12 protein-coding genes are annotated in these 13,453 nt (G+C 73.7%); 4 read left to right on the plus strand and 8 right to left on the minus strand.

The window, feature by feature from the left end; genetic code table 11:
* Positions 1-66: 66 nt before the first annotated feature.
* The 4 genes from J1G43_RS10015 to ligD (J1G43_RS10030) form a co-directional block, all read right to left on the minus strand.
* Positions 67-1,173 carry an App1 family protein gene (locus J1G43_RS10015; RefSeq protein ID WP_249670532.1) on the minus strand — a complete coding sequence of 369 codons (1,107 nt, stop codon included), beginning with the start codon at positions 1,171-1,173 and terminating at the stop codon, positions 67-69.
* Positions 1,174-1,256: 83 nt separating this feature from the next.
* The gene (locus J1G43_RS10020) at positions 1,257-1,835 is read right to left on the minus strand and encodes a Dps family protein (RefSeq protein WP_207342225.1); all 579 of its coding nucleotides are present in this window, start codon (positions 1,833-1,835) and stop codon (positions 1,257-1,259) included.
* Positions 1,836-1,943: 108 nt separating this feature from the next.
* Positions 1,944-2,825: a non-homologous end-joining DNA ligase gene (gene ligD, locus J1G43_RS10025; protein ID WP_207378390.1), complete on the minus strand. Its 882-nt coding sequence runs from the start codon at positions 2,823-2,825 to the stop codon at positions 1,944-1,946.
* Positions 2,826-2,859: 34 nt separating this feature from the next.
* The gene (gene ligD / locus J1G43_RS10030; RefSeq protein WP_207378391.1) at positions 2,860-3,795 is read right to left on the minus strand and encodes a non-homologous end-joining DNA ligase; all 936 of its coding nucleotides are present in this window, start codon (positions 3,793-3,795) and stop codon (positions 2,860-2,862) included.
* Between the two features lie 89 nt (positions 3,796-3,884).
* Between ligD (J1G43_RS10030) and J1G43_RS10035 the strand changes: the two genes are divergently transcribed.
* The 3 genes from J1G43_RS10035 (at position 3,885) to J1G43_RS10045 (ending at position 6,409) form a co-directional block, all read left to right on the plus strand.
* Positions 3,885-4,955, plus strand: a complete 1,071-nt coding sequence (locus tag J1G43_RS10035; protein WP_207370438.1) for a Ku protein — start codon at positions 3,885-3,887, stop codon at positions 4,953-4,955.
* Complete coding sequence (locus J1G43_RS10040; RefSeq protein WP_207370437.1) at positions 4,952-5,989, plus strand: PHP domain-containing protein; 1,038 nt, start codon at positions 4,952-4,954, stop codon at positions 5,987-5,989. Before J1G43_RS10035 ends, J1G43_RS10040 begins: the two co-directional genes overlap by 4 nt.
* Positions 5,990-6,127: 138 nt before the next feature.
* Complete coding sequence (locus J1G43_RS10045) at positions 6,128-6,409, plus strand: HU family DNA-binding protein (protein ID WP_207342230.1); 282 nt, start codon at positions 6,128-6,130, stop codon at positions 6,407-6,409.
* A gap of 62 nt (positions 6,410-6,471) precedes the next feature.
* Here the strand turns inward: J1G43_RS10045 and J1G43_RS10050 are convergent, their stop codons facing one another.
* Complete coding sequence (locus J1G43_RS10050) at positions 6,472-7,020, minus strand: DUF6328 family protein (protein WP_256439574.1); 549 nt, start codon at positions 7,018-7,020, stop codon at positions 6,472-6,474.
* Positions 7,021-7,053: 33 nt separating this feature from the next.
* On the opposite strand from J1G43_RS10050, the gene J1G43_RS10055 reads away from it, so the two are divergent.
* Positions 7,054-8,181 carry a low specificity L-threonine aldolase gene (locus tag J1G43_RS10055; RefSeq protein WP_207370436.1) on the plus strand — a complete coding sequence of 376 codons (1,128 nt, stop codon included), beginning with the start codon at positions 7,054-7,056 and terminating at the stop codon, positions 8,179-8,181.
* A gap of 82 nt (positions 8,182-8,263) precedes the next feature.
* On the opposite strand, the gene J1G43_RS10060 is transcribed toward J1G43_RS10055, so the two are convergent.
* The 3 genes from J1G43_RS10060 to J1G43_RS10070 form a co-directional block, all read right to left on the minus strand.
* Positions 8,264-10,030: a cellulase family glycosylhydrolase gene (locus J1G43_RS10060; protein ID WP_207370435.1), complete on the minus strand. Its 1,767-nt coding sequence runs from the start codon at positions 10,028-10,030 to the stop codon at positions 8,264-8,266.
* Between the two features lie 144 nt (positions 10,031-10,174).
* On the minus strand, positions 10,175-12,076 hold the full coding sequence (locus J1G43_RS10065; RefSeq protein ID WP_207370434.1) for a glycoside hydrolase family 6 protein: 1,902 nt from the start codon (positions 12,074-12,076) through the stop codon (positions 10,175-10,177).
* 269 nt (positions 12,077-12,345) lie between these two features.
* Positions 12,346-13,446, minus strand: coding sequence for a LacI family DNA-binding transcriptional regulator (locus J1G43_RS10070; RefSeq protein WP_307859545.1), 1,101 nt, complete (start codon positions 13,444-13,446; stop codon positions 12,346-12,348).
* Positions 13,447-13,453 lie beyond the last annotated feature (7 nt).

The raw sequence follows: 13,453 nt of genomic DNA on the forward strand, positions 1-13,453 counted from the left end.
CCGGCATCGACCGCCGGCGTCCCCGCCGGGATCGCCGGCGGCAGACGCCGACGATCCCGGCGGACGTCAGCGCGCGAGCCCGGCCTCGCGCGCCCGCTGCAGCAGCTGCTCCCCGTCCTCGCCCGTGAGGACGTCGAGACCGGGTTCCTCGTCCGCCCGCTCCTCGGACTCCTCCTGCTCGGGGGTTGCGACGGGCATGCCGTGCGAGAGCACGTGCTCACCGGGCGTCAGCTGGCGGATGAGGACGGCCTCGACCCGGTCCGGGTGGTGCTCCACGGCCCCGGCGTAGATCTGCGGGTCGTGCTGCCCGTCGTCGCCGACGAGCACCCACCGCACCTGCGGCAGGTCGGTGAACAGGCGGCGCAGCTCGGCCACCTTGTGCCGCGGACCGCTGCGGAAGAGCCCGGTGTTGGTCGGTCCCCAGTCCGTCAGCAGCAGCGGCCCGGCGGGGTAGTCGTGGCGCCGCAGGAACCGGCCGATCGCCGGTGCCGCGTTCCACGCCCCGGTGGACAGGTACACGACGGGGGCCCCGGGGTGGTCGGCCCGCAGGGCGTGGTACAGGCGTGACATGCCGGGGACGGCCTCGCGCGCGTTCTCGTGCCGCACGAAGACGTTCCACGCGGCGACGAGGGGACGCGGCAGGCGCGTGACCATGACGGTGTCGTCGATGTCGCTGACGATGCCGACCGTCGGCTCCGGGCCCACCACCACGACGCGCGCCGTGGTCCGGGCGTCGTCCACCGACGTGAGCGTGATGTCGTGCCAGCCGGGCGGGAGGTCGGCGTCGACCATGGCGTCGACGTACCCGCCGCGGTCCGTGGTCAGCCGGTGCTTGCGGCCCCCGACCTCGACCTCGACCGGCGCGCCGGCCACGGGTGCGGTGAAGAACGAGCGCCACCCGCGGACGGTCGGTGCGGGCCGCTCACCGGTCTGGGCGCCGCCACCGGCGTCCGGCAGGTCGCGCTGGCGCACGGTGGGGGAGGCCAGCAGGGTGCGGGCGAGCACCCGCACCTTGCCGCCGGAGCCGTACCCGGCGTACCCGACGACGCGGACCGTCCAGCCGCGCCGCCGCAGCACGCGGGCGAGCACGGCGTCGAACCGGTCCTCGAAGCGGGCCGCCACGTGCAGCCGCTGGACCGGGCTGCCGTCGGGGTTCTCGAGCCGGGGAGTCACGCGTCCTGCGCGCAGCCCGTCGTCCTCGTGGCCACCCGGACCGGCGGGTGCGGCAGGCGCGGACGCCGCGGCGTGCCGGGGCGTCACTGGGCGCTGTCGGAGGTCGTGGCGGACTTCGCGGCCGCGGCGGCGCCCTTCTCGGTCGACGCGCCGGCCGTCGACAGGGCACCACCGGAGGACTCGAGGTGGGCGCGGACGAACCAGTGGAACAGCTCGAGCTCGCTCAGGTGCCCGACCAGCAGGTCGTTGGTGACGGTGTCCAGCTCCTCGGTGTCCGCCGCCGCCCTGCGGTGGTCCGTGATGACCCCGACGTACACCGCGTCCAGCGCGCCGAGGTGCTCGGTCGTGCTCGCACGGCCGATCGCGTAGTCGTCCCAGGTGCGCGCGGCGACCAGGGCGCCCGGTGTGCCGACAGGCGCCACACCGAGCGTCGCGATGCGCTCGGCCGTCGCGTCGACCATCAGCCGGACGGCGTCGACCTGGGGGTCGAGCATCTCGTGCACCGCGATGAAGTGCGGGCCGACGACGTTCCAGTGGACGTGCTTGAGCGTCAGCGCCAGGTCGTTCAGCGCGTGGAGCCGTTCCTGCAGGATCGCGGCCACCCTCGCGCCGTCCTCCGGCGTCAGCGACGGGACGGTGTACTTCGGGAGATCGCGGGACATGGCACTCCTTCGCAGACGCACCGGGCCCGTCCGGCCCGGGGTGACGTCCACGCTGCCAGGACGCGCGACCCCCCGCCATCGGAGCCGGTGGGCGGGTGTGCGTCCTGGTCAGGGGTCGAAGGGGTCGCCGTCGCGCGCGAGGCGGTCGGCCGCCTCGTCGGCCGTGAGCTGGCGCAGGCCGGGACCGATCTCGTCCCAGTCGCGTGGCGCCGCGACCGTGGGTCGGTCCCGGCCACGCAGCGACCACGGCGTGATCGTCGTCTTGGCCGGGTGGTTCTGCGACCAGTCCAGGAGAACCTTCCCACCGCGCAGGTCCTTGCGCTGCACCGCCACCACGAGGTCCGGGTGCTCGCCCGCGAGCGCGTGGGCCAGGTCGTGCGCGAGCTCGCGCACCTCGGTCGCGGGACGGGGCCGGGGCAGCGGCGCGTAGAGCTGCAGCCCCTTGGACCCGGAGGTGACGGGCACCGTGCGTGACAGGCCCTGGGTGCGCAGCCGCTCGGCCACGAGGTGCGCGACGCGGGCGCACTCGTCGAGGCCGGCTCCGGGGCCGGGGTCGAGGTCCACGACCAGGCGGTCGGCGCCCCGCAGGCCCCCGCGCGGTCCCACGGTCCACTGCGGGGTGTGCAGCTCGAGCGCGCCGGAGTTGGCGGCCCACATGAGCCCGGCCAGGTCGTCGATGAACGGCAGGTCGAGGGTCGTGCCCTCGTCGTCCGTGCCGGGGGACGCGGGCAGACGCTGGTGGCGCAGCCAGGGCGGGGCGCCGCGGGGGACGTTCTTCTCGAAGAACTTCTCGCCGCCGACGCCCTCGGGCCACCGGATGCGCGTGACGGGCCGGTCCCGCAGCTGACGCAGGATCGCCGCCTCGACGCGCACGAGGTAGTCCATGACCTCGGCCTTGGTGGTGCCCGTGGCGGGGTAGAGGACCCGGTCGAGGTGGGTCAGGCGGACGGGCCGGCCGCCGACGTCCACGGTGCGGCGCTCTGCGCTCATGCGGTCGGCGTCTCCTCGGTCCTCGGGGCTGTTCTCAGGGCTGCTCCCACGGGTCGGCCGTGGTGTCGGTCCGCACCCCGCGGACGACCGGCTGGCGGAGGCGTCCGGTCGGCGTGCGACCCAGGTAGAGGATGTCGGTGACGACCACCGGGTCGCACCAGATCGTGCCGCGGGCGTCGACGGCGGGCACGTCGTCGGCGAACGGGCTGGTGGCGCGTTCGAGGGGGGCGAGCCGCTCGCGCATGGCCCGCGCGGCGGGTCCGGCGAGACCGGAGCCGGCACGGCAGAGGTAGCGCAGGGCGCCGGTGGCGTCCGGGGCACCCAGCAGCACCGCGCCGAGGCGTCCCGTCCCGGTCGACTCCGGGCGCCAGCCGCCGACGAGTGCCGTGCGGGTGCGCCGGTGCGCGGACTTCACCCAGTCGGGCGACCGCCGCCCGGGTCGGTAGGTGGAGCCCGTGCGCTTGGCGACGACGCCCTCGAGCCCGTGGGCGGCGGTGACCTGCCAGAGGTCGTCGCCGTCGTCGTACCAGGGGGAGACCTGGACGTGCTCGGGCAGGGGCAGGCTCTCGAGGACGGCGCGCCGCGCGGTGAGGGGCAGGGGAGCGAGGTCCCGGCCGTCGTGGCGCAGGACGTCGAACACGAGGTAGGTGACGGGCCGGGCCGCGGCCAGGGTCTCGGCGCGCCGGACGTCGCGCACGTGCATGCGCTCGGCGAGCGCCGGGAACGACGGCCGGCCCGCGTCCATGAGCACGACCTCCCCGTCCAGCAGGACGTCGCCCAGGTCGGCCAGGTAGCGCAGCTCGGGGTACGCCGGGGTGACGTCGCGCTCGTTGCGGCTGGCCAGCCGCACGGTGCCGTCGCGCACGTCCGCCAGGACACGGACGCCGTCCCACTTGACCTCGTAGACCCAGTCGCGCCCGTGCGGCAGGGCGGCCGGTGCGGGCGCAGGGGTGGCGAGCATGGGCTCCACGGGTCCATCCTGCCCGTGGACGGCGCAGCGGTCGCGTGGGGCGGCTCGTGGGGGAGCGGTGCCGTGGTCACGACGAGGGAGGACGTGCCGTGCGGGCGATCTGGAAGGGCGCCGTGGCCTTCGGCCTGGTGAACGTGCCGGTGCGGCTCTACGCCGCGACGGGGGAGCACGAGGTCCGGCTGCACCAGGTGCACCGCGAGGACGGTGGCCGCATCCGGTACCGCAAGGTCTGCAGCGTCGACGGCGAGGCCGTGGAGTGGTCGGACATCGCGAAGGGCTACGAGACGGAGGACGGTGAGCTCGTGGTCCTCACGGACGAGGACTTCGAGCAGCTGCCTCTGGCCACCGAGCGCGAGATCGAGGTGCTCGAGTTCGTGCCGGCCGACCAGGTCGACCCGATCATGCTGCAGAAGACGTACTACCTGGAGCCGGACCGCACGGCCGCCAAGCCGTACGCGCTGCTGCGCGGTGCGCTGGAGGAGACGGACCGGGTGGCGGTGGTGAAGGTCGCGATCCGGCAGCGGGAGTCGATGGCGGTGCTGCGGGTGCGGGACAAGGTCATCGTGCTGCAGACGCTGCTGTGGCCCGACGAGGTGCGGGAGGCCGACTTCCCGGTGCTCGACGACGACGTGACGGTGCGCCCGCAGGAGCTGACGATGGCGTCCTCGCTGGTGGAGTCCCTCGCGGGGGACTTCGACCCCTCGCAGTACGAGGACGCGTACGTGGCGGCGCTCGAGCAGCTGATCGCGACCAAGGTGTCGTCGGGCGACACGCAGGTCCGGCCCGCCCCGCCCGAGGAGGAGTCGAGCGAGGGCGGTGGCGAGGTCGTCGACCTGCTCGCGGCCCTGCAGCGCTCCGTCCAGAAGGCGCGCGCGGCCCGGGGCGAGGACGCCGACGACGCCCCCGCCGAGAAGGAGAAGCCCGCGGCCCGCACGCGCGCGACCTCCGGCACGCGCTCGCGCACGACGAAGGACACCGCCGGCGAGGCGTCCACGGACAAGGACACGAAGGGTCGTGGCCGCAAGGGCGGCACGGCGACGAGCGGCAAGGGTGACGAGGCGACGAGCGGCACGGGCGCCAAGCGCCGGTCCGCGGCGACCAAGGAAGGGGCCGACGAGCAGGCCGCGCCGCGGCGGCGGGCGCGCAGCAAGGCCTCGTGAGCGCGCAGGACGACCAGGATCGGGCCGTCGCGGCGCTGCGTCGCATCGCCTTCCTGCTCGAGCGCGGGCAGGCGGGCCGGTACCGGTCGGAGGCGTACCGCGCGGCAGCCCGCACGGTGGAGCGGCAGGACCCGGCGCGCCTGGCGGCCCTCGCCGCGGCCGGGTCCCTCACGGACCTGCCCGCCGTCGGCAGCAGCACCGCCGGGGTGGTGTCACGGGCGATGGCCGGACGTGCCGTGCCAGCGCTCGACGAGCTGGAGGCCCGCGCGGCCGAGCAGGACGCGGGCCTCTCGCCGGAGGGCGCAGCCCTGCACGCCGCGCTGCGTGGCGACCTGCACACCCACACGGACGCCAGCGACGGGTCGGCCCCCCTGCAGGAGATGGTGCTGGCTGCCGTCGGGCTCGGACGCGACTACCTGGCCGTCACGGACCACTCGCCCCGGCTCACGGTCGCGCACGGGCTGTCCGCCGCGCGGCTGCGCGCCCAGCTGGACCAGATCGCCGCCCTACGCCCGGCGGTCGCCCCCTTCGAGGTGCTCAGCGGCATCGAGGTGGACGTCCTCGAGGACGGCACGCTCGACCAGGACCCCGACCTGCTCGACGAGCTCGACGTCGTCGTGGCGTCCGTCCACTCGAAGCTGCGCATGGACCGGGCGGCGATGACACGCCGCATGATCACCGCGGTGCGCGACCCGCGCACCGACGTGCTCGGGCACTGCACCGGCCGGCAGGTGGGTGCCAAGCACCGGCCGCCGAGCGAGTTCGACGCCCGCGCCGTCTTCGACGCGTGCGCCGAGCACGGCGTGGCGGTCGAGATCAACTGCCGCCCGGACCGGCTGGACCCGCCGCACGAGCTGCTGCAGGTCGCGGTCGACGCCGGGTGCGACGTCACGATCGACTCCGACGCGCACGCGCCCGGCCAGCTCGACTGGTTGCGGGTGGGCTGCGAGCGCGCGGTGGCCCACGGGATCGGCCCCGAACGGGTCGTCACCACCCGTCCGGCGCACGAGGTGCGGCAGCGTGCACGACGCTGAGCGCCGATACCGGCCGCGTCGGCGGGCTGTGCACGGGTGACGCGGCTAGGGTCGGTGGCCGTGCGCACGCTCGACGTGCCGCACCGTCCCGGCCCGTACCCGGCCGGGGAGCGAACCGAGTACCGAGGAGCACACTCCGTGAGCGTCAACCGCACCGAGCTCGTCCAGGCCGTCGCCGCGAAGGCCGGGCTCACCAACGCCGACACCGACAAGGCGCTCAAGGCCCTGCAGGAGGTCGTCGTCGAGCAGCTCGCCGCCGGCGGCGGCGTGTCCATCCCGGGCTTCCTCGCGATCGCGCGCGCCGACCGTGCCGCGCGCACGGGCGTCAACCCGCAGACCGGCGAGAAGCTGGAGATCCCGGCGGGCCACCGCGTGAAGATCACGGCCGGCAGCGCCCTCAAGCGCGCCGTCCAGGACTGAGTGACGAACGGCCCCGGACCGCACCGATCGGGTGCGGTCCGGGGCCGTCGTCGTCCCCGCGGTCAGGTCGTGCTCGGCTCCGCACGGCGCGCGATGAGCCGGGGCAGCACCAGCCAGGCGAGCACGATGACGAGCAGCAGCCCGCCGCTGACGACCCGCCCCGCCGTCCGCGACAGCACGACGTCGAACAGCAGCATGGTCGCTCCCGACAGCACCAGTGCGAGCGCCGCCAGCCCGGCCCGGGCGAACCAGTGCGCGGCGTCCACCAGCTGCGGCTTGAGCCGACGGCGGAAGAGCAGCCGGTGCAGGCTGACCGGCGCGACGATCAGCACGGTGGCCAGCGCCGCGAGCACGACGAGCACCAGGTAGACGTCGCGCTGGTAGTCGTCGAGGTCCCCGAACCGGGACTGGAAGGGCAGCGTCAGCAGGAACCCCGTGAGGATCTGCGTACCGGTCTGCGTGACGCGCAGCTCCTGCAGCAGCTCGTCCCAGTTGCGGTCCATCCGCTCGATGTACGTCTCGTCGCGGCCGTCCGGCCCGGTGCCGCGGTCGTCCGCGGTGTCCGTGCCTCGGGCGTCGGCGGAGCGGGCGTCGCTGCCGGTGCGTGCCATGCGGGCTCCTCTGGTGGGTGGGCTGCACGGATCATGCCGGTCCGGGGACGGTCGTGCACGCCCGGGCGCGGCACTGTCCGGAGAGTCGGGGACACTGGGGGCGTGAACGATCCGCACGCGCCCGGCACCCGACACTTCGCCTCCGACAACTACGCCGGCGTGCACCCCGAGGTGCTGGCCGCCGTCGCGGCCGCCAACGTCGGGCACACGCCCGCCTACGGGGACGACCCGTGGACCGAGCGCCTGCAGGAGGTGGTGCGCGCGCACCTCGGCGACGAGGCCGTCGCCTACCCGGTGCTCAACGGCACCGGCGCTAACGTGGTGGCGCTGCAGGCGATGCTGCCCCGCTGGGGCGCCGTGGTGTGCGCCGAGACCGCGCACGTCAACACCGACGAGAACGGCGCGCCCGAGCGTGTCGGCGGACTGAAGCTGCTGACGGTGCCGACGCCGGACGGTCGCCTCACACCCGACCTGGTGGCGCGCCAGGCCTGGGGGTTCGGCGACGTGCACCGCGCGCAGCCCGGGGTCGTCTCCCTCACGCAGGCCACCGAGCTGGGCACCGTGTACACGCCGGACGCGGTGCGTGAGCTGTGCGACCAGGCCCACGCCCTGGGCATGCGGGTGCACGTGGACGGGTCCCGGATCGCCAACGCGGCGGCGCACCTGGGGCTGCCGCTGCGTGCTCTGACCACCGACTGCGGTGTCGACGTGCTGTCCCTCGGTGGCACCAAGAACGGGCTGCTGCTCGGCGAGGCCGTGGTCGTCCTCGACCCCGGCGCCGTCGACGGCGTGGAGTACCTGCGCAAGGCAGGGATGCAGCTCGCCTCGAAGATGCGGTTCGTCTCCGCGCAGCTGGTCGCGCTCTACGAGGGCGACCTGTGGCTGCGCTCCGCGCAGCGTGCCAACGCGATGGCGGCCCGCCTGCGCGCCGGGCTCGACGCGCTCGGGCTGGACATCACCCTGCCGACCGAGGCCAACGGGGTGTTCGTGCGGCTGCCGCGGCCGGTGGCGGCCGCCCTGCGGCGCACGTGGCGGTTCTACGACTGGGACGTCGCCGACGGCACGGTGCGCCTCATGTGCGCGTTCGACACCACGGAGCAGGACGTCGACGACCTCCTCGCCGCGCTGGGCGAGGCGCTGGGAGTCACCGCGGCGTCGTGACACGCGGTCGACTGCCGCACCCCGGGTGCGGCAGCCGACCGGGGTCATCGGTGCACGGGACGCACCGACGTGCCGGGCAGGCTCAGCCGACCGTGCACCGGGCACCGTTCAGCGCGAAACCCGTCGGCGTGCCGGGGGTGCCGCCGTGCGAGGCGTTGAAGCCGATCTCCGCCGTCCCACCGGCTGCGAGCGCGCCGTTCCAGGCGGCGTTGGTCACCGTGACCGTGGTGCCCGACTGCGACCAGGTGCCGCCCCAGCCCTGCGTGACGGTCACGCCCGCCGGGGCGGTGAAGGTCAGCGTCCACCCCGACAGGGTGCTGCCGGTGCTGGTCAGCCGCACGGCGCCCGACAGGCCCGTGCTCCACGAGCTCGCGCTGTAGGTCACCGTGCACGCCCCGGTCGGCTGGGTCGTCGGGGTGGCCGACGGACCGGGGGTGACCGACGCGGACGGCGTCGGTGTGACGCTCGGGGTCGGCGTCGGGCTGACCGTCGGCGTGGACGTGGGCGTGATCACCGGCGTCGACCCGGTCCCGGTGGCCTGGGACAGGGAGATGCCGGTCGTGCTGCCGGCGCCGCCGAGCGGGACGTCGTGGTCGAGCCCGACGAACTTGCCGTCCTGCTGCCACAGCGCCGGCTCCAGCAGCGCGTACTTCTCCTCGTCCCAGGTCGCCCAGTCGTACCCGAGCAGGCCCCCGGTGTCCCCGGAGTTCGGGTTCAGCACCCAGAAGGTGTGGCTCAGGCGCCGGTCCACGATGAGGTCACGCAGCGCGAGCATCCACTTCTCGTTCTTCCCGCCGTCCATGAAGCCACCCCACTCGCCGATGAGCAGCGGCGCGATGTCCTCCTTGTGCAGGTACAGCCAGTTGGGGTCCCACACGTCGCGCTCGAGGCTGGCACGGTCGAAGTCGCCCGTGAACCACGGCTGCTCGTACACGAGCGGTCCGTAGTCGTGCGGGGAGTACACGAGCTGGTCCTGGTTCGCGCCCAGGTCGATGGGGAAGTCGCGCACGCCGCGCAGGTTGCCGCCCCACCACGTGCCGTAGTAGTCCGTCAGGCCCTTCGAGGTCCAGGACACCCCGGGCTTGGGGTAGATCTCGATCCCCTCGACGAAGACCAGCCAGTTCGGGTTGATCGCGAGCACCTTGCGCGACGCGGTCTCGGCGAAGTGCTTGAAGTTGTCCTTGTCGGTCGAGCCGTCCCACTTGGCGCGCTCGGTGTCGCCCTGGGTGCCGTGCGGCTCGTTCTTGATGTCCGCACCGATGATCGTGTCGTCGTTCTTCCAGCGGGTCGCGGCCCACTCCCAGCCCTCGTACACCTTCTCGGTGGTGATGTCGCCCTTCCACCACGTGGGGTAGACGTGCCCGGAGTTGTCGGCCTCGGCGCTGTGCACGTCGAGGAAGACCTTGATGCCGTACTCCTCGCACATGTCGAGCCACTTCTCGAAGACCTGCAGGCTGTTGAGGCCGGCGAGCTCCGGGTTGGCGAACTCGTTGACGTTCGGCTTGGTGAAGGTGCCGGCCTTCCACTCCAGCAGCAGCTGGGTGGAGATGGGCACACGGACGACGTTGAGGCCCCGGGCGGCGATGTCGCGCGTCAGGGTCCGCATGTTCGCCGACCACAGTCCGTGGAAGACGCGTTCGGTGGCGTTGAACCCGAACCAGTTGACGCCGGTGAGCCACACCTCCTTGCCGGAGGCGTCGACGATCGTGTTGCCCTGCACGTGCAGCCAGTCGGCGGTCGGTGCCGCCTGCGCCGGTGCCGCGGACAGGGCGAGCGGGAGGGTGAGTGCGCCGGCGGCGACGAGGCTGCCGAGGGCGGTGCGCAGGCGGCGCACGCGGGAGGTGGACACGGTTCTCCTGGGGAGTGCGCGAGGGGAGCGGTGCGGGAGTGCGGGGGCGGTGGCCCTCGCCGCCGAAGGGGCCCTCCCGGACTGGTCCGGGAGGGCCCCTTCGTCATGTCGGGCGCGTGCGCGCCCGGCTCGTCAGCCGATCGGTCAGCCGATCGTGCAGGTGGCGCCGTTCAGCGTGAACGCGGTCGGCGCGGTGTTCGTGCCGGAGTGCGAGCCGTTGAAGCCGATGTCCACCGAGCCGCCGGCGGCCAGCGTGCCGTTCCAGGCCGCGTTGGTGGCCGTCACGGTCGAGCCGGACTGCGACCAGGTCGCGCTCCAGCCCTGCTGGACCTGCTGGCCGTTGGCGAAGGTGAACTTCAGGTTCCAGCCGCTGAGTGCGGACGAGGACCGGTTGGTGACCTTCACCGAGGCCGTGAAGCCGTTGTTCCAGCTGTTGGCCGTGTAGGTCACGGAGCAGGCGCCGGCCGGGTTCGCGGTCGGCGACGGCGTGACCGGCGGCGGCGTGGTGACCGACGGGCTGGGCGTGACCGGCGGCGGCGGCGTGGTGACCGACGGGCTGGGCGTGACCGGCGGCGGCGGCGTGGTGACCGACGGGCTGGGCGTGACCGACGGGGTCGGGCCGGGGGTGGCGCCGCTCGTCGGGATGACCGGGTAGGCGTTCTTGACGAGTGTCGTGAACTGCGCCTCGAACCACTGGCCGGCCAGCGGGGCGTCCGGCGTGGCGCCGGTCAGGTTGTTCGCCAGCTTGGACGCGACGTAGGTCGGGTCGCACATGCGGTCGAAGCTCTTGCCCTGGTCGTTCGGGATCTCCTTCGACGCACCGTCGGACTCGCCCGGGGGCTTGATCCAGACGTACGCGTCGAGGTGGGCGGCGGCCGGTGCGCTGGAGGGCGTGGCCACGGGCAGCTCCCCGATGCCGGCACCGAGCGGGTTGCACCAGGCGCCGCGGTGGGTGCGGCGGTCGATGCGCGACTCGTTCACGTACGTCTCGAGGTTCGTGCTCGTCGAGACCTTCGTGGGACGGTCCGGGCCGCCCCAGCCGTTGCGGGACGTGTCGATGAGCATGCCGGTCGAGGACGGGAAGCCCTCGGCCACGAGCAGACGGTGCAGCTGCGCCGTCCACGCGTGCTCACCGAAGTCGGAGTTCCACTCGTAGAACTTCGAGGAGCGGACCGGGTTGCCGCCGACGTTCAGCGTCGGGTCCGGGAGGAACGGCTCGGCCAGCGGCGTGCTGTTGGCCGTGTTCGTCACGAAGCCGTCGATGGACGCGAAGCCCTTCTTGGTGGACTTGGCGACCTCGGCGAAGAGCTTGGCGGTCGGGCCCGAGTTCGAGTCCCAGCCGAGCCAGCCCGAGTGGGCGGCATCGAGGTACGTGTAGACGTTGTCGAGCGTCTTCAGCTCGTCCAGCGCGTACTTGACGCCCTCGCGGTAGTACGGCGCCGAGGCCTGGCAGGTGGCCTCGGACATGTTCGTGACGAGGTTCGGCAGCGAGTCGGGCTCGATCGTCGCGGCGATCCGGATGTCCGCGTACTTGGAGTCCGAGAGCAGGTCGACGATGGGGTCGATGTACTCGGTCTTGTAGCGCGCGAGCCCCGCGTCGCTGGCCGGCAGCTCGCCGTTCGACGCCAGCGCGAAGCAGTCACGGCCGGGCAGGTTGTAGATGACGAGGTTGAAGACCAGGGGAGTGCTGCCGGTCTTCTGCTTGACGGCCTCGTCGAGGTGGAACTTCAGGCCGTTGCCGTCGGCGTTGCCGTTGATGGCGCTGATGCGGTCCATCCAGACGGCGGTCGGCTGCTTGGCGACGGTGCGCATCTGGGCCGCGAGCGTCGGGTCGCCGGCACGTGTGGCAGCGCTCTCAACCGTCGCTGCCCACGTGGGGTTCACGTACTGCTTGGCGCCGGCGTAGGGGTTGTCGACGTGGGCCTCGGCGGCGGTCGCCATCGTGCTGCTGAGCGTCAGGGGCACCGCGACGAGCGCCGTTGCCGTCGCGACGGTCGCGACGGCGCGCCAGCGCCCTCGTTCCGTTCGATTGCCGTGTGTGGACACGCGGGTCCTCCGGGGGGTGGTCGGGAGCACCCGGCCCTCGGCGGCGACGGGTGCGAACCGCCGCGGACGCAGTCCACGACGACTGTGGGGAATCCATCACGCGGACGGCACGGGTCGGAGGGGTGCAAATCGTTTAGGGAAGTCGCCGTTACCAGATCGTGACCTTGCTGGGCGGGTTCGCAGACGGGCGTAAGCGCAGGTCAGGCGGCAGGTGAACGTGCACATCCCGCGGCGCCGGTACCGGGCGGGCCCGGCACCGGGCGGCGCGGTCAGCGGGACCGCGGCCCGGTGCTGCCTCGCACGGCCAGACCGCCGACCTCGATCAGGCGCACCGGCGCACCCTGGGCGTCGAGGACCGTGAGGACGGCCTCGCCGACCGCCGTGCCGAGCTCCGCCTGGACGGACGGCAGCGACGTGATCGACGGCGTCGCCAGCCGGCACAGCGCGGAGTCCGACAGCGCGACGACCGAGACGTCCCACGGCACCGCCAGCCCCGTGCGGCGCGCCACGTCGAGCGCCGCCACCGCCATGTGGTCCGTGTCGAAGACCACCGCGGACGGCGGCCGGTCCCCGGTCAGCAGGCGCCGGCAGGAGGCCGCCGCCTCCTCGGGGGAGCCGCCCGTCGGCTCGTGCGTGAGCACGCCGCCGCCCGCGTCCAGCGCGCGCTCGAGGCCCGCGACCCGCGAGCGCGTGCGGTGCAGCGACGCCGGGCCGGTCACGGCGCCGACGTGGCGGTGGCCGAGCTCGATGAGGTAGCGACCCACCCGCTCGGCCGCCTGCTCCTCCTCGACGCGGACGTTCGCCACCTCGCCCGGGACGTCGCCCGCGCCGACCACCACGGCGGGGATCCGCAGCCGGCGCAGCGCGTCCAGCCGGGGGTCCTCGGTCCGCACGTCCGTCACGACCATGACGTCGAACCGGCGCTCGGCCCACCACTCGCCGTACAGCGCCACCGCCGCCGGCAGGTCGTCGACCACCTGGAGGACCAGGGCCAGCCCACGCGTGGCGAGGACGTCCTGCAGCGCGACGACGAACTCCAGGACGTGCGCGCCGTAGCCCACCGCGCCGGTGAGGCCCCGGTCGACCACGAGCCCGACCGCCCGCGGCCCGCTGCGCATGGACCGCGCGGCCGCGCTCGGGCGCCAGCCGAACTCGTCGGCGACGCGCAGCACCCGTTCTCGTGTGGCGGCCGAGACGCCGGGGCGTCCGTTCAGCGCGTACGACACGACGGCGATGGACACCCCCGCGGCCTTGGCGACGTCGGTGATCGTCGGTCGGCGGGCGCCAGGGCCGCCGAGAACGGGCTGTGCCCCGGTCGTCGGAGAGACAGCATCTTTGCCGGTGTCATGTGCAGGAGTGACCACGATCACCTAGTGT

This window comes from Cellulomonas sp. zg-ZUI22, assembly GCF_017353535.1.
Classification (GTDB): Bacteria; Actinomycetota; Actinomycetes; order Actinomycetales; family Cellulomonadaceae; genus Cellulomonas; species Cellulomonas wangleii.